Annotated in this window: 19 protein-coding genes; 11 read left to right on the forward strand and 8 right to left on the reverse strand. The window is 46.4% G+C overall.

Features of this window, described 5'->3' with window-relative positions; translation table 11 throughout:
• Nucleotides 1–44: 44 nt before the first annotated feature.
• The gene (locus tag B5X68_RS09880; RefSeq protein ID WP_229208352.1) at nt 45–842 is read right to left on the reverse strand and encodes a hypothetical protein; all 798 of its coding nucleotides are present in this window, start codon (nt 840–842) and stop codon (nt 45–47) included.
• Between the two features lie 322 nt (nt 843–1,164).
• Here B5X68_RS09880 and B5X68_RS09885 point away from each other — a divergent pair, with 322 nt between their 5' ends.
• Nucleotides 1,165–1,863 carry a response regulator transcription factor gene (locus B5X68_RS09885; RefSeq protein ID WP_082214523.1) on the forward strand — a complete coding sequence of 233 codons (699 nt, stop codon included), beginning with the start codon at nt 1,165–1,167 and terminating at the stop codon, nt 1,861–1,863.
• Nucleotides 1,860–2,186, forward strand: coding sequence for an Hpt domain-containing protein (locus B5X68_RS09890; protein WP_141110250.1), 327 nt, complete (start codon nt 1,860–1,862; stop codon nt 2,184–2,186). The genes B5X68_RS09885 and B5X68_RS09890 overlap by 4 nt, the downstream gene beginning before the upstream one ends.
• Nucleotides 2,187–2,196: 10 nt before the next feature.
• On the opposite strand, the gene B5X68_RS09895 is transcribed toward B5X68_RS09890, so the two are convergent.
• Nucleotides 2,197–7,827 carry a hybrid sensor histidine kinase/response regulator gene (locus B5X68_RS09895; protein ID WP_082214525.1) on the reverse strand — a complete coding sequence of 1,877 codons (5,631 nt, stop codon included), beginning with the start codon at nt 7,825–7,827 and terminating at the stop codon, nt 2,197–2,199.
• A gap of 192 nt (nt 7,828–8,019) precedes the next feature.
• On the opposite strand from B5X68_RS09895, the gene B5X68_RS09900 reads away from it, so the two are divergent.
• The 3 genes from B5X68_RS09900 (at nt 8,020) to B5X68_RS09910 (ending at nt 11,688) form a co-directional block, all read left to right on the forward strand.
• Entirely contained in the window at nt 8,020–9,270 is a 1,251-nt protein-coding gene (locus B5X68_RS09900; protein WP_141110251.1) for a styrene monooxygenase/indole monooxygenase family protein, read from the forward strand.
• Between the two features lie 45 nt (nt 9,271–9,315).
• Nucleotides 9,316–10,323 (forward strand): class I SAM-dependent methyltransferase, encoded by a 1,008-nt coding sequence (locus B5X68_RS09905; protein WP_082214527.1) that lies wholly within the window; start codon nt 9,316–9,318, stop codon nt 10,321–10,323.
• A 147-nt stretch (nt 10,324–10,470) separates the two neighbouring features.
• Nucleotides 10,471–11,688: a serine hydrolase domain-containing protein gene (locus tag B5X68_RS09910; protein ID WP_141110252.1), complete on the forward strand. Its 1,218-nt coding sequence runs from the start codon at nt 10,471–10,473 to the stop codon at nt 11,686–11,688.
• Nucleotides 11,689–11,870: 182 nt separating this feature from the next.
• Here B5X68_RS09910 and B5X68_RS09915 read toward each other — a convergent pair whose 3' ends face one another.
• Nucleotides 11,871–12,068 (reverse strand): response regulator, encoded by a 198-nt coding sequence (locus B5X68_RS09915; protein WP_082214529.1) that lies wholly within the window; start codon nt 12,066–12,068, stop codon nt 11,871–11,873.
• Nucleotides 12,069–12,107: 39 nt separating this feature from the next.
• Between B5X68_RS09915 and B5X68_RS09920 the strand changes: the two genes are divergently transcribed.
• Complete coding sequence (locus tag B5X68_RS09920) at nt 12,108–12,407, forward strand: chemotaxis protein CheB (protein ID WP_262485861.1); 300 nt, start codon at nt 12,108–12,110, stop codon at nt 12,405–12,407.
• 81 nt (nt 12,408–12,488) lie between these two features.
• On the opposite strand, the gene B5X68_RS28600 is transcribed toward B5X68_RS09920, so the two are convergent.
• From B5X68_RS28600 to B5X68_RS09935, 4 genes are all read right to left on the reverse strand, one after another.
• Nucleotides 12,489–12,755, reverse strand: a complete 267-nt coding sequence (locus tag B5X68_RS28600; RefSeq protein ID WP_141110253.1) for an NADPH-dependent F420 reductase — start codon at nt 12,753–12,755, stop codon at nt 12,489–12,491.
• On the reverse strand, nt 12,740–13,084 hold the full coding sequence (locus B5X68_RS28605; RefSeq protein ID WP_141110254.1) for an NAD(P)-binding domain-containing protein: 345 nt from the start codon (nt 13,082–13,084) through the stop codon (nt 12,740–12,742). The genes B5X68_RS28600 and B5X68_RS28605 overlap by 16 nt, the downstream gene beginning before the upstream one ends.
• A 29-nt stretch (nt 13,085–13,113) precedes the next feature.
• Nucleotides 13,114–13,533, reverse strand: a complete 420-nt coding sequence (locus B5X68_RS09930; protein WP_212567992.1) for an LLM class oxidoreductase — start codon at nt 13,531–13,533, stop codon at nt 13,114–13,116.
• 88 nt (nt 13,534–13,621) lie between these two features.
• Entirely contained in the window at nt 13,622–14,317 is a 696-nt protein-coding gene (locus tag B5X68_RS09935; RefSeq protein ID WP_229208353.1) for a TetR/AcrR family transcriptional regulator, read from the reverse strand.
• Between the two features lie 127 nt (nt 14,318–14,444).
• Here B5X68_RS09935 and B5X68_RS09940 point away from each other — a divergent pair, with 127 nt between their 5' ends.
• The 3 genes from B5X68_RS09940 to B5X68_RS09950 are packed head-to-tail and all read left to right on the forward strand — an operon-like array spanning nt 14,445 to nt 18,872.
• A complete protein-coding gene (locus tag B5X68_RS09940; protein ID WP_082214532.1) occupies nt 14,445–16,130 on the forward strand; it encodes an ATP-binding cassette domain-containing protein in 1,686 nt (561 codons plus the stop codon).
• Nucleotides 16,105–17,442, forward strand: a complete 1,338-nt coding sequence (locus B5X68_RS09945) for an HlyD family secretion protein (RefSeq protein WP_229208354.1) — start codon at nt 16,105–16,107, stop codon at nt 17,440–17,442. Before B5X68_RS09940 ends, B5X68_RS09945 begins: the two co-directional genes overlap by 26 nt.
• Nucleotides 17,443–17,456: 14 nt before the next feature.
• Nucleotides 17,457–18,872 (forward strand): TolC family protein, encoded by a 1,416-nt coding sequence (locus B5X68_RS09950; RefSeq protein WP_082214533.1) that lies wholly within the window; start codon nt 17,457–17,459, stop codon nt 18,870–18,872.
• A gap of 29 nt (nt 18,873–18,901) precedes the next feature.
• Here the strand turns inward: B5X68_RS09950 and B5X68_RS09955 are convergent, their stop codons facing one another.
• Nucleotides 18,902–19,450, reverse strand: a complete 549-nt coding sequence (locus tag B5X68_RS09955) for a DJ-1/PfpI family protein (protein WP_082214534.1) — start codon at nt 19,448–19,450, stop codon at nt 18,902–18,904.
• Nucleotides 19,451–19,788: 338 nt separating this feature from the next.
• Between B5X68_RS09955 and B5X68_RS09960 the strand changes: the two genes are divergently transcribed.
• Nucleotides 19,789–20,127 carry a PadR family transcriptional regulator gene (locus B5X68_RS09960; protein WP_082214535.1) on the forward strand — a complete coding sequence of 113 codons (339 nt, stop codon included), beginning with the start codon at nt 19,789–19,791 and terminating at the stop codon, nt 20,125–20,127.
• Nucleotides 20,124–22,724 carry an ABC transporter permease gene (locus B5X68_RS09965; protein ID WP_082214536.1) on the forward strand — a complete coding sequence of 867 codons (2,601 nt, stop codon included), beginning with the start codon at nt 20,124–20,126 and terminating at the stop codon, nt 22,722–22,724. The genes B5X68_RS09960 and B5X68_RS09965 overlap by 4 nt, the downstream gene beginning before the upstream one ends.
• Nucleotides 22,725–22,784: the final 60 nt, after the last annotated feature.

Here is a 22,784-nt window from a genome sequence, read left to right on the forward strand (position 1 = left end):
TAAAGTGGCGGTTTTATTTTGCATTGGTTTAAAAAATCAATGTGCTATTGCAATGCAGCCGGTTCGCTATAAAGGAAATCATCCATCACAACCAGGTCATTTTCAGCATTATCCGCATATTTGTTGCTTATGGCGGCCGAACCCGAAGTAATGGTCACTTTTGTCACCTTGCTATCCGGGAAAACGGCTCCCAGGAAAGAAAATCCTTTGTCGTCTTTTCTGGTTGGTGCGGCGAACTTTCCGAGGCTTTTATCGCCTTCAAAGAATTCCAAAGTCGTAGAATTCGCCTTGTCGACATCTGATAATACTACGCCAAATCCTTTCACAAAAGCCGCCGTTGCCGTTCCGGGCACCTTGAATGTAACATCCATTTTGTTGCTTCCAGTGGCGGCGAATGTACGGGCCGGGCTGAATGCATTGAACTGGTCTTTGTAGTTTGATACCAGATCGCTGAAATTTTTATCACTGATCCGCAGCCCGTTTCCTGGCGTGGTGAAAATGGCGCCACGCTTTCTTCCGGCTGCAACATTCGGGTCTGTGCTATTGAAAAAGTCGCCGGGAAAGGTGTCTGTATTGGTCTGATTGTCGGGAACTGCGTCCCAGTTTATTTCGCGGCGTCCGGTGGTTTGTCCGGGCGTTGTATTCAGCTGGTCACCAAGCATACTTCTGAAAGATGCCAATTGCGAACTAATGTCTCCGCTGCCTTTTACTTCGGTGAAGTTCACGGATGGTGCCGGAGTTTCAGGCTCGTCACTGTTGGAACTGCACGCAGACATGATTGCAATACACATCATTGCGCCAGCATTTTTAATCGTTTTTTCGAAAGAACTTTGTGATTTCATAATTGAGTTTTGATTTAAATTCTTTTACTTTTTTGACTCGACAAAATTACCTGTCGCGGGATTGTGCAAATTGAAAGAAATGCTAAAAACTCTAAAAAAGTATTAAAATGAGCTTCAAAAAATAGATTATAGTTCATTGGTTATCAAGAGACTAATGCGTTTTTGTGACTTGTAATCTTAAATTAGTTTATCACAGATAAGCGGAGTTTTTATAGCCAAACCTTTAAATAAGAACTTTGGAAAATACAGGTGTAAAAGAGGAGATTATTCTATTTTTGGCGCCGTTACATCTGGGATTCTCAACTAAACTCACGCTTTAAAGATGACAAGCCTTTTATTGATTGACGACGAAGTCCAGTACAGTGAACTGACCAAGGAATATCTGGAAATGAAGGGCTGTAATGTGGTGCTGAAACACGATGGACAAGCCGGGTTAGACGCATTCAAACTGCATCCATTTGACCTTTGCGTACTCGATATTAAAATGCCCAAAAAGGATGGCTTCACGCTGGCTGAGGAGATCAAGGAAATCAATGAAATGACGCCTATCATTTTCCTGACCGGACAATCGCTCAAAGAAGATAAAATCAAAGGACTCATGCTTGGCGCCGACGATTATCTTACCAAACCGTTCAGTATGGAAGAGCTTTATCTGCGGATAAAAGCGATTCTGAAAAGGGTCAAAGTGCAGGAAAAAGCCATTGTAATCGACCAGTATCAATGGGGAAATTCGAAATTTGATCTTGAATTACGCGAGCTTACTGTTGCGGGAGAAAAAATCAAGCTCACTTCCATCGAATCCAAGCTGCTCAAATTATTCTGTGAACACCAGAACAAAGTGCTCACCCGGGAAGTGGCGATGATGGGAATCTGGGGCGACGAAGAGCATTATCGCGGTTACAGCCTGAATGTGTATGTAAGCAAGCTGCGCAAATTTTTCAAACCGGATCCATCTGTTGAGATTCTTAATTTGCACGGCGAAGGTTACAAACTGGTGTCCAAACAGCGTGTTACTTCATGATGGATCTTTCTTTTCTGAGGGGGCAAATGGCTGGTGATGAGAAACTTGTCGCCCGCTTTGTTTCCATTTTTAAAACGCAGGTCCCAGCTCAGGTTAGTCAGTTGCCGGGCTTATGTGAAAATGAAGATTGGGAAGAACTTTCATCCGCATTTCACAGTCTTAAAACGCAGTTCAATTACATGTTAATGACCGAGTTTGCCGAACAGATGCGCGAGATGGAGGAAAGTGTCGACAATGGTGAAACCGCATTCATTGCAACCCGCATAGCAGAATTCACCACTAAGTTTAATCATTTCTGGCAAAACGAATTTCCTGAAAACTGACACATTATCTTCAAAGCGTTTCTTCCGTCTTTGCTGCTGCTTCCAGCAATTTCCTGATTTTAAATTTCAACTTTTTCGCTTCAATCGGTTTTGTAATGTAATCATCCATTCCTGCATTCCGGCACTTTTGCGCTTCGGCTGGATTAGCATTGGACGTGAACGCCAGAATAGGCGTGTGCCTGTCTTTTTCACGAGCCCGGATTGCCTGCGTGGCTTTGTAACCATCCATAATTGGCATTTTTACATCCATTAAGATAATGTCAAAGCTGGCTTCATCCAGTTTTTGCAGCGCGATTGCTCCATGATCTGCAATCGTAACACGCAAATTCTGAATGATCTTTTTCAATGTTTCCTCTGCCACCACCTGATTGAAAAGATTGTCTTCAACCAGCAGAATGTTCACGCCGGAAAGCACTTTTTGATTGTCTTCATCGTCAACTTGTTCACCCGGATTACAAATTTCAAAAGTCAGGTTGAAACTGAAATTGGTACCTTTTCCCAGCTCGCTGTGCACATGCATGGTGCCGCCTTGTTCTTCCACCAGTTTTTTGGCAATGAATAATCCAAGTCCCGTCCCCGACTGTTTGGTGTTCAGATCGTCGTCAATGCGGGTAAAAGTTTCGAAAATATACGCCAGCTTATCCTGCGCAATGCCCATCCCCGTGTCAATGACTTCAAAAAGCAGTTCTTCACTTTCATGGTCGCGGCTGACCATGCTAACCTTAATACGGACTGCGCCATTGTCGGTGAACTTAACCGCATTTCCAGCCAAATTAAGCAATATCTGATGCAGCCGAATCGGGTCCCCGATGAGTTGCGGACTCACGTTTTCATCCACGCTGAGCTCCAACTGGAGCCCTTTTTCCTCGGCAATCACTTTCATAATGTAAACCAGCCGGTTCATCCGGTCACGGACCTGAAATGGTTTGTTTACAAATGAAAATTTGCCAGCTTCAATTTTCGAATAGTCCAGAATGTCGTTGATAATGGCAAGCAGGTTCTCCGAAGAATAGCGGATTCCCTTCGCATATTCGGTTTGTTTTGGGTTTAATGGTGTATCAAATATCAGCTCCGACATGCCCAGAATAGCCGTCATCGGCGTGCGAATCTCGTGGCTCATATTGGCGAAAAACTGCTCCTTGAACCTCGATTTTTCTTCTACCAAAAGTTTTTGACGCTCGATTTCTTCTTTCTGCACCTGGATCTCAGCTGTCCGCACAGCCACTTTTTGTTCCAGCTTTTCGTACAGGATCGCATTCTCGATCGAAACGGCGATTTGCCCCGAAAGCAATTTCAAAAGCTGCGTCCGTTCATTGGTAAATACAGCGGTCGCAAGATTGTTTTCAAGATAAAGCACGCCAACGAGTTTGCCCTGATTCAATGCCGGAATGCATAACGTAGATCGGATCTGCTTTTCAACAATGACCGGGTCGTTGCCAAATGCATCGCTGGCAAGTGCGTCATGCAAAATGACGTCTGATTTTGTTTCAAAAACGTGTTTGATAATGCTCACAGGAACCTGATCGGAATCTGCCAGCCGCAATTTCCGGATTTCGCTGCCTTCGTCCACGACTGACCGCCGCGCCTCGATGTATAGTTCACCTCCCCAGTCCAAGACAAAATAACCCGATTGCGCCCCAGCATTTTCAATGGCAAACTGCATTAGCTTGTCCATTAACCGGCTGAAAACCACTTCGCTGGAAATGGCAATGGACGCTTTCATCAGTGTAGCCAGATCCAATGTGGAAACAATGCTTTCACCAGCGACATTTTTGGCTGCAAAAGGAGATGAGAATTCAGTGTTATGCTGCGAAAGTGATGGGAATGCATCCAGTAAAAGCCGCACTTTCAGAATACAGCCCCATTCTCTGTATCCTTCCACAGCGGCGGTCAGATAGGTAAGCGCCATTTTATGCTGGCCTTTTTCGTGCCAATATTTACCGCAAAGCTCATTGGCCAATGCAGCTTCATGCGGGTGCCGGTTCACATTGCCGGCTTTAATGGCCTTATCGTAACAGGCGGCGGCCTCTTCGCTTTTTCCTTTCGCCGCGTAGATTTCAGCTTCTAGTAAAAACACTCTATGTTCCAGGTTAACCAGGATATGCCGCGATAGTTTGCGGAGTTTGTTGTAATGTGTGATAGCTGTTTTCAAACCAGCCGCATCTTGCCGACGGGTTCTATAAACGGCAATGTTAAGCAGTGCAAAAAAGAAGGAGAAAAGCGCTTCAAAATGCGTTCCGCGCACATTGGTCGCAAAACGCGTTGCAGTTTGCGCGAAGACCAGCCCTTTTTCCAATTCCCCGGAGAAATAAGCCAGGATCATTTTATAAGTGAAAGCGACGAACATCCGGGAATTATTCTTCATCGCAAAAATGCCCTCGAAAGCCTCTCCTTCATCAAAATAATCACCGGTAAGGGACAAAGGATCATTATTTTCACCGAGCAGATTGGAAGCGATCTGGATCAGGGGCTCATTATAATGCGATAAAGATCCTTTTGAAAGCGACTTGGGCAGCTGATTATAGGCAATCATTTCATGCTTTGCCCAGTGCAGGTTTTTACCCGAAAGCACTAAATGAAAGCTGTATGAACTCGATGCGTAAGAGCAATATTCAACATCGCCGCGTTCGAGGCCGGTCTGGTAGGAAGTGCGGAACGGTTCGAGCGATTCATTAATATGCTCGCCTGACGACCTGTTCACGATATTATAGAGCAGTAATGTGCGTGCTTTCGCGTCCGAATTTTCCATCCGGTCCGCCAGCTTCAATGCCACATTGCCATAACGGTAACAAGCCTGATGGTTGGTTTCAATTGCATTCACAATCGCTCCGTACGTCGCGAATGTAATCGCAGACTCCGGTGCAATGCCGTATTTGAGCGATAATTCAACCATTTTGAGCACCATCAAGGGATATAATTCCGGGATAGCCGAGAAGGATGCTGCTGTTATATTTTGTAAAAAACGCATGACCGTCAGCTTGTCCGGAGCGGTCATCTTAGGCAAATTTTCCAGCTCCTCGATCGTTTTCCCGCGCATCAGCCATTTTGATTTCAGGTAGGCAGCCGCAGTGTGCAGTTTTGTGACTTTCGAAGGAAAACTGATGTCAAGCGTTTTCAAAACTTTCAATGAAAGTAGAACTGCATCCAAATGCTGCTCATGGAAAATCAGGCTTTGAATCTGGATATGATAGAGCTCAATCTGGTCCGTCGTATTTGCGTGAGTAAGTGCTGTTTCAGCAACTTCCCTGCACTTTTCCGCGTGGCCAGCCAGATAGGCGCTTTCAGCCAGGTTCAAATGCAAGGTAAATGTCAGCGGATATTCATCAGCCCAATCTTCGGTCACCAGCAGGTCTTTCCCAATCTGAAAATAGGCCATCGCAACCGAGTAAGCAGCCGACGACCGGGCTTTTTTGCCTGCGTCAAGATTCAGACTGGCAATTTTGTATCGCTCTTCGGCCAGCCCAAACACATTCGGATAGTGGTTCAGGTGGTTGACTATTTCAAACAACTGTTCATAACGCTCGGCCGCTGAAAGTCTTTCCAGCAAAAAGTAGCCAATGTTAACGTGCATCTCGTCCCTGGATTCCGGCGAGAGCACATGATATGCTGCTTGCTGCACCTGATCGTGTACAAACTGGTAGCGATTTGCGGATAAAAACTGATTTTCATGGCCACGTTCTGCGGTTAGCCGAAGCAAATTTTCCGTAACACATTCACGAAGATCTTCCGCAGTTTCCTGCGGCGTTTTGTCGGTCAATGCCGAAAGCATGGTCAGTTCAAAATCCGAACCGATGCACGAAGCCGTGACCAATGCGTGGCGGGCAGCCTCACTTAATGCATTAATTCTGGATGTCAGCAACTGTTGGGAAGAGCCAGACAATGCGTAGTTGAGCACACGCTGCTGCTCCCAGGTCCATTTGCGCGACTGTGTGTTGTAGGTTACAAACCCTTTGGCAACCAGATCTTTAATGGTTTCGGTAACAAAAAATGGATTACCGAGCGTGCGCGTGAGCACAATTTCTGCCAGCTGTCCGGCGACTTTCGGCGGGCAAGAGAATGTTTCCGAGATCATTTCGATAATGTCGGCTGATCGTAGCGGATACAGTCTGAGCTGCGACAAACCGGATGCTGCGTCCATGGATTTAAGGGCCGCTTTCAGTGGATGGTCTTCTGCTAATTCATTATCGCGATAAGTGCCCACGATCAGCAGATTAGAACCTTCGACTGCGTAGGTAACGCGACTCAGAAACCGTAAACTCGACGGATCGGCCCAATGCAGGTCATCCAGGAAAATGACGAGCGGGTGTTCTTTTTTGGTAAATACATTGATAAACTTTGTAAACACATTCACAAAGCGGTTCTGCGCTTCAACGGGCGTCAATGCTTCCACGGCCGGCTGGGTGCCGATGATCTTTTCCAGCTCCGGAATCACATCAGTAACGACGCGTCCGAAGTGGCCTACTGCATCCAGGATTTCCTTCTTCCAATAGTGCGTCTGGCCGTGCGATATTTTACAAACCAGCTCATTAAATGCTTTTATAATGGCTTCAAAAGGAATGTTTTGAACATATTGATCAAACTTACCCGTAATAAAAAGCACATTTGTGGACTCGACTTTCCGTTGCAATTCCCGGATAAGAGACGATTTGCCAATGCCGGAATTGCCCGACACCAGCACCATTTCATTACGCTCACTGATTTTCTCAAAGGCAGCACGCAACAATGCCATTTCCTTTTCTCTGCCGTAAAGCTTTTCAGCCAAATGGAACCGGCCGGGAAGGTCGCATTTGCCAATTTGGAATTGCGCGGGAATGCTGCTGTTTTCAATGCATGTCTGGCAAACTAAAAGGTCAGACCGGATGCCCAATGTGGTCTGGTAACGCTCTGAGGGCTTTTTTGATAATAGCTTTAATATGATGTCAGATACAATCGCCGGAATTGCCGGAGCAACTGCCGACGGGGATGCAGCCGAACGGGCCAGATGCGCGTGCACCAGCTCGTTAGCGTCCGCATTTTCAAAGGGCAAAATGCCCGTAAAAAGCTGATAGAATATAACTCCTAAATGATAATAATCCGATCGGAAATCAACGGGAATATCCATCAACCCGCTTTGCTCGGGGGACATATATTGCAGCGCAATTGCGCCTTTACTCTGGCATGCAGACTCATCCGGACGATCTTCCGCCACAGCGCAGGTCAGATCAGCAAGTCTAACATCAAAAGTTTCGGGATTTATCAGGAAATGTGCAGGCCGGAGGTCGGGGTGGGAGATTCCGAGATAATGCAGCTCTTCGACGATTTGGGTAAGCGCCAATGCAATGCGCAGTGCTGCCTGAACAGAAGGTTTATTTTCTACCAGATAATCTTCCAATCTGCAACCTTCGAAATCGTCCATTTCAAGCACCAGGTAATTTTCGGGCCTGAGCATCCGATGGTGATTCAATATCCGGCTGAATGCGAATGCGCTGCCAAAACTGAATTCCTGATCGATCTCTTTGTAATGTGAATCCACGATACCAGTGAAAGGAATAATCTTTAAAATGACGTTTTTGCCGGTGATTTGCTCCACGGCGCGGACGAGGGATTTGTTCGATTCTTTATGCAGTTCAGCGATGATCCGGTAATCGGGGATGGTTATCATAGCAGCGGCGAGCGTTATCTTAATATGTTGTATCTCAAAGTAATGTAAAGGTAGGAATCAGCATTTGCCGTCAAATTCGTGCAGCCCGATTTTTATAATTTTTTATACTTTTTAAGGAGTTCTTTCGATTTGCTCACGGCGCACTGCATTACCTTTGTCACTGTCAAAACGAAATTAAAACTTTAAGGATCAATGAGAAAGATAGCAATTATGGGAGCCGGCCAGTCGGGATTGCACCTGGCGATTAGACTTGTCAAAAACGGGTATGATGTGACGATCATTTCGGAACGCTCAGCAGAAGAAATTTTCAATGGCCAGCCGACAGGTGCTACTTATCTTTTCCACGATTCCCTGCAACTGGAACGCGAGCTCGGCCTGGACTTTTGGAGCGACACCGCTTATCATTCAACAGGCTTCAACATTAATTTTGGTAAGACCGACGGCAACTTCGCGTTCGGCATTAAATCCCGCACCAGCAAGCCTGGCGTATCCATTGATCAGCGTCTTAAATTTTACCAATGGATCAAGCTTTTTGAAAAACTGGGCGGAAAATTTGTGGTTAGTGATACAACGCCTTCCGATTTACTGGCCTGCACGTCGCAGTTTGATCTGGTAATCGTTTCCTCGGGCAAAGGTCCGCTGGCAAGGTTGTTCACCAAAGATGAGGAGCGTTCTACACATGAAAAGCCGGCCCGCAAGCTTGTACAGCTGCATATCAATGATTTTGAACACAGTGATAAGACCAAATTTACTTCCATAACTTTGGACGCACTCTTGGGCGGCGGGGAGATTATCACGGCTCCGTTTTATCAAAAAGATGACATTCAATGTTCATTCGTGCTTTTTGAATGTATCCCCGGCGGCCCGATGGATGTTTTTGACGAGGCTACAACGGCTTCGGAATTGCTTGCAAAAGCAAAAGAAATGATCCGCACTTACTTGCCGTGGCGTTACCCGGCTTTTGCCAATGCGGAGGTGATCGCAGACAATGCATTTTTGAAAGGCGCATTCACGCCGGTCGTGCGGAAACCGGTTGTGGAGCTGAACTCGACTGCGGCGGTGCTGGGAGTGGGGGATACGGTGATTTTAAATGATCCTATCGTCGGTCAGGGTGGCAATAATGCATCCAAAATGGCTAACGTATATGCCAAAGCGATCATTGCAAGAGGCAACGAGCCTTTCGATGTGAAATGGATGAATGAGACGTTTGAAGAATTCTGGAATTACTCCAAATACGTGAACCGGTTCTCAGACATATTCCTCGCACCAGCGCAGCCACACGTGATCGAAGTGCTGGGCGCAGCAACGCAAAACCCTGAAATCGCATTTGACTTTGTCAACGGATTCAACCATCCGCCTTCGATTTTCCCCTGGCTTGACGACGCAGAGGAGGCTAAAAAATACCTGGCCAGCAAAGTCGGGACGGCCGAAGCTGTGATGTAAACAGGTCACCAAAACATTATTTACTCAACCAAAAAATTTTGCTTAATGAACAAGCTCAGCCTTGCATTCCCGGCGGATGCAGAACAGGACATCTATGTCCCTGTTCAATCAAAAAATGACTTCAAATTTCAATCCGCTGCCATTTCCATGTTGTATAAGTTGGTCTCAAATGGCGGGCCTGAGGAATGCGACTATCCTGCTCTTGATGAATTGATGCAGCAATTGTACCGTATGAAGCAGAATGGTCGGATCGGCCAGAAGGAAACCGATTTTCTCCAAAGCATTTTCGACGATGAATTCCTTCAAAACACGATTCATGGTTACGTTTTACGCAAGCCGCTGGGATATGCAGGCGATTATGCACTGATTGACATGATCTACACCTATGACAGTTTCGGCCACCCTGCTTACCAGAACTGGGACCGCTACTTTCACTATCATGCAGCCACGCAGGCAGTGCGAAACCGGAAAGCGTTTTTCAAAAGCAAACTGCTTGAAAAGCTGGAAGGCCGCAACGTACCTTTGAATTTGCTGAATGTAGCCAGCGGCCCGGCCAGGGATTTATTCGAGCTTTATCAAATGATCGATCCCGGCATGCTCAACACAACTTGCGTCGATATTGATGCAGATGCCGTTGCGTTTGCGAGTGAACTTTGCCGGCCGTATGCAGATCAAATTCATTTTCGCCGACAAAATGTGCTGCGTTTTTCGGGGGCTGAGAAATATGACGTGATCTGGTCCGCAGGCCTTTTCGATTATTTTGAAGACCGCGTTTTCATCCTGGCACTCAGAAGACTACTCACTTTTCTCAAACCAGGCGGCGAGATCCTGATCGGTAATTTCTCGGAAAATAACCCAACCAGAGGTTATATGGAGATTTTCGGTGAATGGGTGCTGATCCACAGAAGCGTAGCAGAATTAAAGCGCCTTTCGTTAGAAGCTGGTGTGCATCCAGACAACATTACCGTCGAACAGGAGCCATTAGGCATCAACTTATTCCTTAAAATCCGCAGTGCCATTCCAGCCGGGCAGTCAACGCTTTGTATGAACTAGCGATCTGCCATCCAGTCTTTTATTCAATTTTTTCCACACCATAATTTACTCAAAATGAAAAACGCAATGCGCGGGTCCCCAGCGGACGCGCCAAAGAAGACGCATGCCCATTTACAATCCGTTTACTCAACTATTTATCCAATCAAAATGAAAACTCAGTTTTTGAAGTCAATTACATTCTGCTTTATATTAATGTCAACGATGCTGGCCACCAGCTGCCGCGAAGACGAGCTGTTGTCCGAAGAGCTAACAACTGAAAAGAACCTGGATTCGACACGTTCCGCAAAATTCGGTGTCCCTACCAAGTTCGATCAGCACGAATTTGCACTGAAAATCGAATCATATATGGAGCCGCTCGTAGCGGGTTTTGGCTACACCATTTACAACGATGGGGTGCCTTACTATGCAACAAACGGAGGCGACGGCTTCGCCCGCAAGCACGTTGATACGCCCATGAGCCTACACAGCGCGCTTGCCAAACAAGAGATCTCAACCGTTACGCAGTACGTAACCGCAGTCGCGATGCTGCACGCCCTGCAAAAATACAATGTGCCAATAAATGCGGCAGTCTGGCCGTATCTTCCCAAATACTGGACCATAAGCAAAGATTTTAAGGCCGTTACTTTTGAAAGGCTGCTTGCACACCGGTCAGGACTAATCGATTATCATGATTACAAAAAACTTTCTTTGACCGTAGGCGGGGTGCTTGATAAAAATGCTTTTGATAAAAATGAGAGGGTAAACAGTGATGTTAATTACCTGCTGTTAGGCGTTATTCTGCCTTATCTGGAGGCCAAAAAACTAGCTGCCCAGGGAAGCATCGCCAAGCTGAACAAGCTTGAATCCGTGAATAATAATTTCATCGAATATGGCGAGCAATATCGGGCTTATGTGAGAAACAATGTCTTTAAGGCAGCCGGATTGGCTAATGCCTCTGTGATCGACTGGCGTGGATGGAATGAAAATGGCACGATCCTATCCAGCGCTACAAATATGGGTTATCCAACCAAAAACGGAAGCGAGCCGGGTCTTCCAAAAGAACTACACCTTGTCGATTGTGGCGTTACTGGCCTGTATATGAGTGCTGAGCAGTTTGCGAAGTTCCAGTCAGCCGTGGCGCAGTTCAGGGTGATCAGCTTCGATCACTTGGACCTGATGAAGTCCAAATTGCTTGGCTTTGACGGCAGTATCGCTGGTAACAAGAGCATTTTTTATTGGAAGAAAGGAGCGGAGAACAATTCCGAAGCGATGATTATGGATTTTGGAAAAGTGCAGGTTGCAGTATTCGCCACATCAACACACAGCCAGATCACAGATCCCAAGATCCTGGCGCAGTTTTACGATGCATCCTTTAAAAATCTTTAACTGAATAAATGTCAGCGGAATAGAGATAAGTTCAATTCAACCTTGCTCGCATGGTTCGCTTGAAAAAGCCAGTGTTTATTAAAACGCTGGCTTTGATCCATTACCAGTAGTGGCGAATACTGTATGGAATCGGTGTACTGAGTTTGGTTTGAGGCAGACTAATTATTGAAAGATAACCTGGGCTAACTCTTATATTTTTCCCTCTTCACTGGAAATGTTGCAGGGCACTTATCCATTTGGTGCAGATAATCCAGTGCTTCTTGGTCATCTACAAAATAGATCCTTTTGTTTGGATAGCCCAGTGATGTAAAGACTTCTTCCAGCAGGAACCTGTCGTCTGCATCGTCTTCGATAATGATGATCGGGCCTTGTTTGTTCATAGCAAGTAAAGATAGCGCTTATATCTATGCCTGATAGCATTGGCCGCAGATGGCTTACTGGCCCCATTCACAAATTTGCCAATTTGTTGGGCAACAGATCATGAACTTGTTGAAGCGAACCATATCTACCTGCTGGCACCTAACAAATTCATGACGATATCGGATGGGATTTTGCGGACAACGGACCGCGACCCCACTGACCGCAGCAATTGGGCGGTGGACATTTTCTTTAATTCCCTGGCAGATGACTCAGCCACCAGGGCAGTTGGCATTATCCTGTCGGGTTTGGGCACTGACGGTGCCAGGGAGCTAACCAAATATTGTCACCTCGTAAATTGACCCATGCGCTGACAGCCTATTTGCACACCCATGTCCACATGTAAATGTTTAGTTGCCAGATGTTTTAGATAGGAATCTTTATTAAAACGCAGAACAAGTGAAATTATCAAACGCTGGCGCACCTGGTTGCTGTCTCCAAGATTCTGAAAGTGTGCCTCCATCGATGGCATCGAAGCCAATCTCATCAACGAGATCAATAACCGTCTGTTTTTGCTGCTGATCATCACCGGCAACCGACAATGCAATCCGGTTTGGGCTGCCGGCAGGAATTGCCTTTGAAGCCAGGCTTGGCGCGACAATGTTATTAAATGCCTTGATCACGGGATGACCGATTACTTCGCTACCCATTCACTGTCTGTCAGTCCACCCTGGATATCGTCAATCTGCCCGTCTCGTGAAGGGTAATAATTCCCGGCATCAACAATGGTGGCTTTCGACGCGGAAAGTATTTCTTTTGGAAGATTGACAATGGCCTTATTGGGAATAGCAATAATGATAAGGTCTTCTGCTCCTGCTGCTGCTTCCGTTGTCACGGCAGTTGCACCTGTTTTAGCAGCAATGTCGCCAAGTGATTTTGGTCCGCGCGAGTTTGCAATCATGACCTGATGGCCAAGCGCTGTTAAATATCCGGCCAATGTGCTTCCAATGTTTCCGGATCCTATGATTCCTATTTCCATGATGTTTGTATTTAGTTTTTCTAATTAATTTATTTGTTTGAAACACGCGGATCAATTCCATACTGGTCCGGCGCGCCCAGATGTTGGCGCAGGGTTTTGCCTTCGTATTCCTTATGAAAAAGCCCGCGCTCTTGTAAAATGGGAACGACTTCGTCCACAAAAGCATCAATCCCGTCTGAGTTCACGTCTGGCGAAATCCAGAATCCATCGGCTGCACCAGCTTCAAACCACGCCTGCATATGATCGGCAGCTTCAATTCCCGGACCAACAATTACAGGATGATAATCGATCACACCATGTGCCAAAATATCACGCAGACTCCATCCTTCTTTTGCAATTTTCAAAGCATGCGGTGCACGGGGATCATAACGGGACGGGCGGGCATCTTGCAACAGTTCTTTTGAAATTGGTTCATCAAGCCGGGTCGCATCAATTGGAATGCCTAGCATTTGTTGCAGATAACCAGCCCTTTGGCGGAATGAATGCCCTGTTAATTGAATCCGGCGGTCAAGTGCCGCACGTCAATACTCGCTCGGACTAACTATGATCCAGTGTTTTAAAAAGCAGGTCCGATAAAAATCCGGCAGTGAAGGTCTTCTGGTCTCCGCCTTTGCTGTCGGTGAGTCGTGGAAGATAATTGCAGAAAAACTGCTGATAATGCGAGGTTTCGATCAGCGTGCTGCTTAGTGATCTTGGAAACTGATACGCAGGATTGTATTCGCTGACCACCTCTGCAATTTTTCCGCACAGATCTTTGTAAGGCTTAAAAACTTCGGACTTGTTGATCTCCTTCACCTCTTTTACAAGGTAAACCTTGCTGCTTTCGGAGATAATGATCTGGTTGAGGTAACGCTTATTATAATCCATTTTCCCCGAGCTCTCAGGCAGCTCCTGGGTCAGCAGCTCAATGATGGTTTGCAATTTCACCTTCGTATCCGTCACATTCTGCAATCTGAATTCCAACAGAAACTCCATGTAGTTCCAATACCAATTAAGAATGTACAGCAGTAGGCGATGTTTGTTTTCAAAATACCGATAAACCGTAGCCTCAGTTGTATTGACTTCCACTGCGAGCTTTTTGAACGTGAAATGTTCAAAACCTAGCTCATAAATCAGGTCTATTGCGCTTTTTACCAGCTTTTTCCCTACCTCACTACTTTCGGGGTCTCTCAAAAAGACCTTTTCATTCAAATTAAAACTTACCTGGAAGTCCATACGAAGTCGATTATTCATCGAAAATAGTAAACAATATGCAAGTAACAGCTAATGTATTAGAAAAAATATTTTAACTACTTTTGTTGATAGTAATACTATAATTTGAGAAAGCGTTTTATATTTGTGTGTATTGAACGCAAAAATTATGGAAAAGGTCAACCCCTTTTTAAGGTTCTGGAATTTGATTTCACTCAGCCGGTCTGACGTAGGCGCGGTTTATTTTTACGCGTTATTGAGTGGTCTTGTCAATCTCAGTCTGCCCCTGGGTATACAAGCCATCATTGGTTTTGTGCTCGGCGCCTCGATGGTTACGTCCATTTATATACTGATCATTCTCGTAGTTTTTGGTGTAGCCGCAGTCGGCATTATGCAGATCAATCAGATGAAAATCATTGAGAAGATCCAGCAAAAAATATTCACCCGCTACGCATTTGAGTTTGCCGACAAGATTCCGCGTTTCGACTTGCTGACGACTGACCGCTTTTATCTGCCTGAGAAAGTGAACCGTTTTTTTGATGTGCTGATCGTGCAGAAAAGTTTGTCAAAACTGCTGTTGGAAGTGCCCATTGCCAGCATTCAATTAATTTTTGGTTTGCTGCTGTTGGCTGTGTATCACCCGTTCTTTATCGTTTTTGGCCTTACATTACTATTAGTTCTAACACTGATTTTTAAATTTACCGGTGTTAATGGGTTGAAAACGAGCTTACAGGAAAGTGTCAATAAATACAAGACGGTTGGCTGGCTCGAAGAAATGGCGAAAGTGATCAATCCCTTTAAGCTGAGCTACGCCTCGCATTTAAATCTGACCAAAACGGACGATCATGTGAGCAAATATCTGCATTCACGCACGGATCATTTTAAAGTCCTGCTTGTCCAATATAAGACGCTCGTCGTTACGAAAGTGGCGATTACGCTGGCGATGCTGGCGGGCGGTTCGTTCCTGTTGCTCAGACAGCAGCTTAACATTGGTGAGTTTATCGCAGCGGAAATTGTAGTGCTTATGGTGATCAATGCGGTCGAAAAGCTGATCATTAACTTGGATAGCGTCTATGATGTGGCTACCGGTCTGGAAAAACTTGCGACGGTAACCGAAAACCTGACCGAGCGAGACGGAAAACTTGCTCTGGAACCCACCAACGCAGGTCTCGCCATTGACCTGATCGACTTTTCATTTGCATTCCCGAATGGCCGCAAGCTGCTCAGCAATACCAACATTCATATTCCCGCGGGAAGCCTGGTGGCTGTTTCTCCGGCAGATTTTTCTGGTAAATCTACTTTCTTAAAGGTGCTCGCAGGACATTACCAGCAATTCTCGGGATCGATGCTGATCAATAAAATTCCGTTGGGCAACTACGCACTTGCATCGCTGAGGGAAAGGATCGGTTTGTATCTGAATCAACGGGAAATTTTCATCGGCTCTGTTTTGGAGAACATTTTAATGGGCAGAAATGACATCAACTCGCAGGAAATTATGTCGCTCGCCGCTAAATGCGGGTTGTCTGGCTTTCTCGATTCGCTGCCGGAAGGTTTCGAAACGCCGGTGGACCCAAATGGCAAAAACCTCCCCAGCGACTACATTAAGCGCATTTGTCTGTTAAGAACGCTGCTGGGCAAACCCGATCTGCTGCTTTTGGAAGATCCGTGGCAAATGCTGACAGGGCCGGAACGGCAGCGTATGATGGCGTATTTGCTGAGCAAACCCAATAACGCGACCATCATTGTGGTAGCCAATGATCCGGAATTTTCCAGACAATGCGATTATCAAATTATACTCAACAACAAAGCGATCACCATCATTAGCAATCATGAAAATGGAACAGGCAACTTATAAAATCCCGCTTAAATCCCTGGACACCATTTATCTGCGTGATCAGGAAAGCAAGGTCAGATATTGGTTTTACGGCATCATTCTGTTGCTTGGCCTTGCGCTGTTTTTGCCCTGGACGCAAAACATTAAAGCAAAAGGTGACATTACGACTTTATTTCAAGAGCAACGCCCGCAAAATATCAATTCACCCATTCCTGGCAAAATAGCCAAATGGTATGTTAAGGAAGGTGATTTTGTGAAAGCGGGGGATACGATCATGCAGATTTCCGAAATCAAGGAAGATTACCTGGACCCCAATCTGGTGGGCCGCACCCAGGAACAGGTGGAAGCAAAAAAGGGCGCGATCAAGTTCTACAAAGGCAAAGCGGCAACGTCGTCTTCACAGATGCAAGCGCTGCTGGCTGCAAAGAATTTTAAGCTTGAACAGCTCAAAAATAAGCTCGTCCAGCTTAATAACAAGCTCAGCGGTGAGCAGGCTGAGCTGGAAGCGGTTACCAACGAATTCAATCTGGCCAAAGACCAATATGAACGCCAGCAAAAAATGTTTCTGGAAGGGCTAGTTTCTCAGACCCAGCTGCAACAGCGCAACACAAGTTTTCAGAATGCTTTGGCTAAAAAAATTACCGCCGAAAATAAGATCGCGCAGACAAAACAGGAACTGCTGATCGTGGAAATAGACCAGAACGGGGTGGAGCAGGAGTATGCAGAAAAGATCAGTAAGGCCGAAGGAGACCGGCTGCAAAGTCTGAGCAATATTGCTTCCGGCCAGGGTGAAATGGCGAAGCTGGAAAACCAGGTAACCAATTACAAGATCAGGAACGGAATGTATTTCATTCTGGCCCCGCAAGACGGCCAGATCGTGCAGGCGAGCAAAGCCGGGATCGGCGAAATACTCAAAGACGGCGAGCGGATCACGGTTATCGTTCCTACCCGAGTGAACTATGCTGTCGAAATGTATGTGCGGCCCGTGGATCTGCCACTGGTGAGCATTGGGCAAAAGGTAAGGTTTATGTTTGATGGCTTCCCGGCGATCATTTTCAGCGGCTGGCCCGAAAACAGTTACGGAACGTTTGGGGGCAAAGTAGTCGCCTTTGAGCATACGATCAGCGCCAACGGAATGTTCCGGGTGCTGGTAGCTGAAGATCCGACTGACCGTCCCTGGCCGCAGCAGTTGAAACTGGGCACGGGTGCACAGGGCATTGCTTTGTTGAAAGATGTGCCGGTCTGGTATGAGCTCTGGCGTAATATCAACGGGTTCCCACCGGATTATTACACACTGGACGATGCGGCGGAAAAAGGTTCTGCGAAAAAATAAAACAACTGCTTCCTATGAAAAGGTTCGTTATACAGCTAACGGTGCTGGTCGGGACATGGATTTTTAAGCCCGCCATTGCTCAGGATTCTGCTAACACTTTGCGCGCTGAGCAGGTTTTAGAATTGGTGCGGGCATTTCATCCCGTTGCCAAACAAGCAGCGATCCAGGTCGGCCAGGCTGAGGCAGACCTGGTTACCGCCCGTGGCGGATTCGATCCCGTGCTGGGTGCATATGTTGCCCGCAAACGTTTTGGCGGCACCAACTATTACAATCGTGTCTCACCCGAAATCACCATTCCAACCTGGTATGGCCTTGAAATCCACAGCGGCATTGAGAATTACACAGGAGAACGTTTGGATCCGACCATGACCAAAGGACAGTCGGCGTACGTGGGCGTGAGTATCCCGCTTGCCAAAGATTTGCTGATGGACAAACGGCGCGCTGCTTTAAAGCAAGCCCGGATATTCAGGACATTAGCAGATACAGAGCAAAGGCTGGTGCTCAACGACTTGTTAATGAATGCGATGGATGCATACTGGCAATGGGTGAGCACATACAATCAATATCAGCTCATGCAGGCCAACGTTGATATCAATCAGCAGCGCCTTGATTTCGTGCGAAAATCCTTGATGAACGGCGAGCGCGCGGCCATTGATACAATTGAGACGCTGGCACAATTGCAAAGCTTTCAGTATCAGCAAAATCAACTTCGTGTCGAATTCCGTAATGCCGGTTTGCAGCTGTCTGCCTTTTTATGGACAGCAATTGGTGAACCCTATAACTTACCCGAAACCATCGTTCCACCAGCAGACTGGGACAACGAGCAAATCACGAAGGACTTTGATCTGGATCTGGCCAGCCTGCTTTCGACGACCCAACAAAGCCATCCGGAATTACAGGCCTATGATTTCAAGTTAAGGGCGCTCGACATTGAGAAAAAACTCAAATTTCAGCAGCTTTTGCCCAAAGCGGATTTCAGGTACAACCATTTGAGCAAGGGTTACAATGCATTCGCAAGCGTGCCAGAATCGCCGATTTTCGACAATAATTACCAATATGGGTTCAAGTTTGAAATTCCAATGCGACTGTCAGCCGGACGCGGCGAATACAAAAAGACAAAGCTCAAAATCGAGGAATCGCAACTAGCCCAAATGCAAAAACGGCTCGAACTGCAAGTCAAAATCAGGCAATACCATAACGATCTGGTGAATCTGAGGGAACAGATTAAACTACAAAATCTAAATTTGGGTAATTACCTGCAACTCGTAAAAGCCGAAGAGATCAGGTTCAGAAACGGAGAAAGCTCCCTGTTCCTGATCAATAGCCGCGAAAACAAAGCCATTGAAGCAAGGCAAAAGTTGATTGAGCTAAAAGCCAAATACTTTAAAGCGATTTATGGTTTGCAATGGAGTGCAGGCTTGCTTAACTGAGCAAGCCTGCGCCTTCCTGTAATTTCCTATTATTTGAGACAGGCGAAAACTTCGCGATAAAACTCGGGGTGGGATTGCCAGGTCTGTCCGGTGATAATATTTCCGTCGCGGACGGATTGTTGGGTAGAATACATGCCGCCACCCATTTCGATTTCGGTACGCACATGTTCGTAAGCAGTTAACGTTCGGCTTTTTGCTAGTCCGGCTGTAACCAGAATCTGAATACCGTGACAGATGGCAAAAATCCATTTTTCCTGCCGGTCAAACTCGCGGACTACATCCAATAGCCCGGCGTGGTTGCGTAGGTATTCTGGCGCTCGGCCGCCCAGCAGCAGAATGGCGTCATAATCTGATACCACCACCTGTTCAATAGTTAGATCAGAGGACAGACAGTAACCGGGCCGCTCTACATAGGTATCCCAGCCGAGTTCAAAATCGTGCATCACGAGGTTAAGCCGGCGCTTGCTGGGAGCAGCAATCACGGCAATGTCACCTTCTTCCTGAAAGCGGTGAACGGCATAAAGGGTTTCGTAACTTTCGCCACCATCTCCGGTGACAATCAAAATTTTGCGATTCATGGCTTAAAGCTTTTAATATGGAATGTTCATAGAGCCATTTTACGCGGCTAAAAAATCAAAAGGCAAAACCAGGTGAGTCCTACCTACCTGGTTTGATCCGCTAGGATGCGGATTTTCTCAATGGCTACTTTTTAAATGTGTAAAAAGTAACACAGCAACCTGTAAGCGGTGCTTATCTCATTGCAGCTCCCCGGCTGTTCGATATCGGACACCGCACGTTCTGTCGCGAACAGCAAGCTCTTTCCAAAATGTATTAATATGCATCAAAAGCCCATTTTTACTCTTTCTCAAACCTGGCATGCATTTATACTATAAAATATAAACTAATCATTTTTTGAATGCGGAGAACGTATTTGGGAGAATTTGAAGAGCTTGTGCTACTCATGATCGCAATCCTCGACGGACACGCATACGGTGTTACCGTATCGCAGGAAATTGAGCAGCATACGGGTAGGGTAGTGACTTTTGGCGCGGTTCACAATACATTGATCCGCCTGGAAGAAAAGGGGTTTGTAACCTCCGGGCTAGGCGGGGCTACGGCAGAACGCGGCGGCAGGCGAAAACGCCTTTTTAAGGTAACAACGCTCGGAAAAAGCGCCTTAGCCGACGTCCAGCAGTTGCGTAACAAGCTTTGGACATTAATGCCGGATGCCCCATTAAAACTAAGCGACCTATGAATACGCCACTACCGCCGCGGTGGGCGAAAATGCTGCTTCGGTGGCTTCATCCGGAAAACACGATCGAAGAAGTTGAAGGAGACCTGGACGAGCTGTATGCATATTCGTATCAACGTTTTGGGAAAGGGAAAGCACTGCTGCGTTATTTGCTCAATGTCGTCTCTGTACTTCCGCCATTTGTACGCCGTCGTAAAACAAAATATGAACCATCACTTTCTCTTAGCCCTGATATGTTAAAAAACTATTTCAAAATCGCCTGGCGTAACATTGTCCGTCAAAAAGCTTATTCGATATTAAACATTGCCGGTTTATCCATCGGTATGGCGTGTAGCATTCTCATCCTCTTGTGGGTGCAGAATGAGCTGAGTTACGACCGCTTCCATGCCCGAGCCAGCCAGCTTTTTCGACTAACCTGTAGTGCTGGCGATTTCAAAACGGCCGTAAGCGCAGCGGGCATGGCCGGAGGCTTGCAGGCACAACTACCCCAAATAAAGAGCGGGGTAAGGATCAGCAAACTTAATCCGATGCTGTTTGAGGTGGGAGAAAAAAAGGTGGAAGAAAAACGCGTCTTTTATGCAGATTCCAATTTTCTTGAAGTTTTTTCATTTCCCCTGCTGGCAGGAAATGCGGCTACGGCCCTGAAAGATCCGGGGGCGATCCTGATCACCGAAGAAACGGCCAAAAAATACTACGGAACAAGCGATGCCGTAGGTAAGACCATCCGTATTAACAACAACGAAAACTTTACCATCGCGGGCATTCTGGCCAATTCACCTTCCAATTCGCATTTGCAATTTGATGCGATCATCCCGATGAAAACCATGGCCAAATGGAACTCGGATTTACAAAACGACACATGGAACAATTTCAACTTTTACACCTATCTCGAACTCGACCCTAAGACGGCCGCATCTGTTCCGGCCCAACAAAAAGTTTTGCTGCAAATAGCCAATGTGTTCAAGGCTCGCGGCCAGGATATCAAACTTGACTTTCAACTGCAACCGTTAACGGACATTCACTTGCATTCCAATTTGCAAATCGATCTTCCCGGCCACGGTAACATTCAGTATGTCAATATCTTTCTTATTGTTGCGATTTTCATTTTGGTGGTTGCCTGCATCAATTTTATGAATCTGTCCACGGCGCGCTCCGAACGCAGAGCCAAGGAGGTAGGGCTGCGGAAAGTAGTGGGTGCAAACCGCTATCAGCTTGTTTACCAGTTTCTTGGCGAATCGCTCATTTTTTCGTTCCTCTCGCTGGTAATCGCGGTCGGGATCGTATACATGTTGCTGCCGGTTTTCAGAATGCTCACCGAGAAAACGCTTGCTATCAATTTGCTGGATGGGAAATTGTTGCTGAGCTTGATCGCCATTGCGGTACTAACCGGTTTACTTTCCGGCAGTTATCCCGCATTGTTTCTGTCCGGGTTTGCGCCCGTAAAAGTACTCAAAGGCAAAATGAGAGTCGCCGGTGGAAACCTGCTTTTCCGAAATGCGCTGGTGGTAACGCAGTTTGTGGTTGCGATTGTATTGCTAGTGGGCACGGCGGTGGTTTACAAACAGCTGGATTTTATCAAGAAACGGAATCTGGGTTTTGATAAGTCCAACCTGCTTTACCTGCCCATGACCGGCGAGCTGGGTGGCAAGCAACAGGCATTGAAAGCGTCGCTGGCACAAAATCCGCTGACGGAAAATTTTACCGTCATTTCTGGTCTGCCTACAAACCATGAATCTGGCACTATTGATGTGATCTGGGACGGACAAACAACCAAAAACCAGGTCGTGTTTCCCTCGTTTGATGTGGACGAAAATTTCGTGAAAGTCTTCAAATCACAAGTGTTGGCAGGCCGTGGCTTCGACAAAGCATTTTCAGGAGACAGTTCGAGCTATATGATCAATGAAAAGGCGATGCAGATCATGGGGATGAACCTGGAAAATGCGGTGGGAAAAAGCCTGACATTTGGGGAGACTAAGGGGACAATCATTGGTGTTGTGAAGGACTTTCATTTTAAATCGCTGCAATATGCCATGGAGCCGCTGGTACTCCGGCTCAATAAATGGGGCGGCGTAGTGTTGGTGCGTACCACTGCGGGAAGTAACGAGCAAGCAATCAAAGCGTTGGGAAGGATCAATCAACAGCTCAATCCCGCCTTTCCTTTCACATTTGGTTTTCTGGATAAAGACCTGGATAATCTTTACCGCAGCGAGCAACAAATGGGAAGTATTTTTAACTTGTTTGCCGGCCTGGCCATTTTTATTTCCTGTCTGGGCCTGTATGGACTGTCCGCATTCATGGCTGAGCAGCGCACCAAAGAAATAGGCGTGCGGAAAGTGCTGGGTGCTAGCGTCGCCGGAGTGGTGGGATTACTTTCTCAGGATTTTTTGAAACTGATTTTAATTGCCATCATCATCGCCTCGCCGATTGCGTGGTATGCCATGAATAAATGGTTACAGGGATTTGCCTATCAAACCACCCTCGAATGGTGGGTCATTGCCCTGGCAGCGATATTGGCGACCGGTATCGCATTATTTACAATCAGCTTTCAGAGTATTAAAGCAGCGCTAATGGATCCCGTAAAAAGTTTGAGGAGCGAGTAAGCATAAGCTATCCTTCTTACAGCTCAACAATGCAAATGCGATCAAATGGTAGCAGCGATC

Source organism: Dyadobacter psychrophilus (assembly GCF_900167945.1).
Classification (GTDB): Bacteria; Bacteroidota; Bacteroidia; order Cytophagales; family Spirosomataceae; genus Dyadobacter; species Dyadobacter psychrophilus.

Bases quoted from the DNA above. Each gene is read 5' to 3' on its own strand.
- B5X68_RS09880 (WP_229208352.1), bottom strand. From the start codon at position 842: ATGAAATCACAAAGTTCTTTCGAAAAAACGATTAAAAATGCTGGCGCA.
- B5X68_RS09885 (WP_082214523.1), top strand. From the start codon at position 1,165: ATGACAAGCCTTTTATTGATTGACGACGAAGTCCAGTACAGTGAACTG.
- B5X68_RS09890 (WP_141110250.1), top strand. From the start codon at position 1,860: ATGATGGATCTTTCTTTTCTGAGGGGGCAAATGGCTGGTGATGAGAAA.
- B5X68_RS09895 (WP_082214525.1), bottom strand. From the start codon at position 7,827: ATGATAACCATCCCCGATTACCGGATCATCGCTGAACTGCATAAAGAA.
- B5X68_RS09900 (WP_141110251.1), top strand. From the start codon at position 8,020: ATGAGAAAGATAGCAATTATGGGAGCCGGCCAGTCGGGATTGCACCTG.
- B5X68_RS09905 (WP_082214527.1), top strand. From the start codon at position 9,316: ATGAACAAGCTCAGCCTTGCATTCCCGGCGGATGCAGAACAGGACATC.
- B5X68_RS09910 (WP_141110252.1), top strand. From the start codon at position 10,471: ATGAAAACTCAGTTTTTGAAGTCAATTACATTCTGCTTTATATTAATG.
- B5X68_RS09915 (WP_082214529.1), bottom strand. From the start codon at position 12,068: ATGAACAAACAAGGCCCGATCATCATTATCGAAGACGATGCAGACGAC.
- B5X68_RS28600 (WP_141110253.1), bottom strand. From the start codon at position 12,755: ATGGGTAGCGAAGTAATCGGTCATCCCGTGATCAAGGCATTTAATAAC.
- B5X68_RS28605 (WP_141110254.1), bottom strand. From the start codon at position 13,084: ATGGAAATAGGAATCATAGGATCCGGAAACATTGGAAGCACATTGGCC.
- B5X68_RS09930 (WP_212567992.1), bottom strand. From the start codon at position 13,533: ATGCTAGGCATTCCAATTGATGCGACCCGGCTTGATGAACCAATTTCA.
- B5X68_RS09935 (WP_229208353.1), bottom strand. From the start codon at position 14,317: ATGAATAATCGACTTCGTATGGACTTCCAGGTAAGTTTTAATTTGAAT.
- B5X68_RS09940 (WP_082214532.1), top strand. From the start codon at position 14,445: ATGGAAAAGGTCAACCCCTTTTTAAGGTTCTGGAATTTGATTTCACTC.
- B5X68_RS09945 (WP_229208354.1), top strand. From the start codon at position 16,105: ATGAAAATGGAACAGGCAACTTATAAAATCCCGCTTAAATCCCTGGAC.
- B5X68_RS09950 (WP_082214533.1), top strand. From the start codon at position 17,457: ATGAAAAGGTTCGTTATACAGCTAACGGTGCTGGTCGGGACATGGATT.
- B5X68_RS09955 (WP_082214534.1), bottom strand. From the start codon at position 19,450: ATGAATCGCAAAATTTTGATTGTCACCGGAGATGGTGGCGAAAGTTAC.
- B5X68_RS09960 (WP_082214535.1), top strand. From the start codon at position 19,789: ATGCGGAGAACGTATTTGGGAGAATTTGAAGAGCTTGTGCTACTCATG.
- B5X68_RS09965 (WP_082214536.1), top strand. From the start codon at position 20,124: ATGAATACGCCACTACCGCCGCGGTGGGCGAAAATGCTGCTTCGGTGG.